A 1022-nucleotide genomic window follows, 5' to 3' on the forward strand; every position below is an offset into this window, starting at 1 on the left:
ATCCCAGCAAATTCCGGTGTATCCCATCGACCGGGTGATGCCATTCGCGGCCGCGAATGCGGTGATCTGAGCCGAAGCGTATTGGGTGCCACGGTCACTGTGAAAAATAACCGTCGGCGGGCGGTCCCCGCGCAGGACCATGGCCATCGTCAGGGCGTCCTGGATGAGGTCGGTGCGCATGTGGTCGGCGATAGCCCAACCGATCACGCGGCGACTGTGGGCGTCGATGACCGTCGCCAAATACACCCACCCCTCCCACGTCCTCAGGTAGGTAATATCGCCGACCCAAACCTGGTTCAAAGCGCCGGTATCCCACTGCCGTTTCACGGCATCCACCGGGTAGGCGTCAGCGTGGTCGATGATCGTGGTCGTCTTCCATTTCTTCGGGCAGATCCCCGCCAAACCCAGGCGTTTCATGGTCCTGGCCACCGTTTTGCGGGAGATGATCTCCCCGTCTGCGCGCAGGTCAACAAGGATCCGCGGGGCCCCGTAAACTTCGTCAGAATCGCCGTGGAAGAAGGCGACTTTCTGCTCGATGTGTTCCCGCCGGATCGCCGCCGGCGAGGGCGCACGATCCATCCACGCGTAATAGCCAGAACGGGAGACCTCGAGGAGACGGACCATGCGGGTGATGGTGAAGTTGGTCTTCTCCGCCAGCATCAGTTCGAACGCTTGCCGTTCGTATCCGAGGCTTCCTGGGCGAAGAAGATGGACGCTTTTTTTAGAAACGCCCTGTCCATCTTCAGATCCGCGTTTTCCTTCCGCAGCCGCAGCAGCTCGGCCCTCTCGGACTCCGTCACCTCGGCTTGTCCGGTCTCGTTGCGGGCCTTGAACGCGGTCACCCAGCGGCCCAACGTGGCCTCGTTGATACCGAGCTCGCGGGCGACGGTCGCGACCGCTCTGCCCGTGGTGACGACCAGCTTCACGGCCTCGTCTTTGTACTCAGGGGTGAAGTCCCGACGTGATCTTGCCATAGTGAACATTCTCTCTTGTGAGGTGTCCACACAACGGGGTCAAGGCCA

General features: G+C 61.4%; 2 protein-coding genes. Both read right to left on the reverse strand.

The features are described from left to right. On the reverse strand, positions 1 to 663 hold a 663-nt coding region (locus tag E3T51_RS02000; RefSeq protein WP_233193042.1), incomplete at its 3' end, for an IS3 family transposase. Beyond that, the gene (locus E3T51_RS02005) at positions 660 to 974 is read right to left on the reverse strand and encodes a transposase (protein ID WP_134477164.1); all 315 of its coding nucleotides are present in this window, start codon (positions 972 to 974) and stop codon (positions 660 to 662) included. The genes E3T51_RS02005 and E3T51_RS02000, both read right to left, overlap by 4 nt. Positions 975 to 1022 lie beyond the last annotated feature (48 nt).

Source organism: Cryobacterium serini, from assembly GCF_004404025.1.
Taxonomy (GTDB): Bacteria; Actinomycetota; Actinomycetes; order Actinomycetales; family Microbacteriaceae; genus Cryobacterium; species Cryobacterium serini.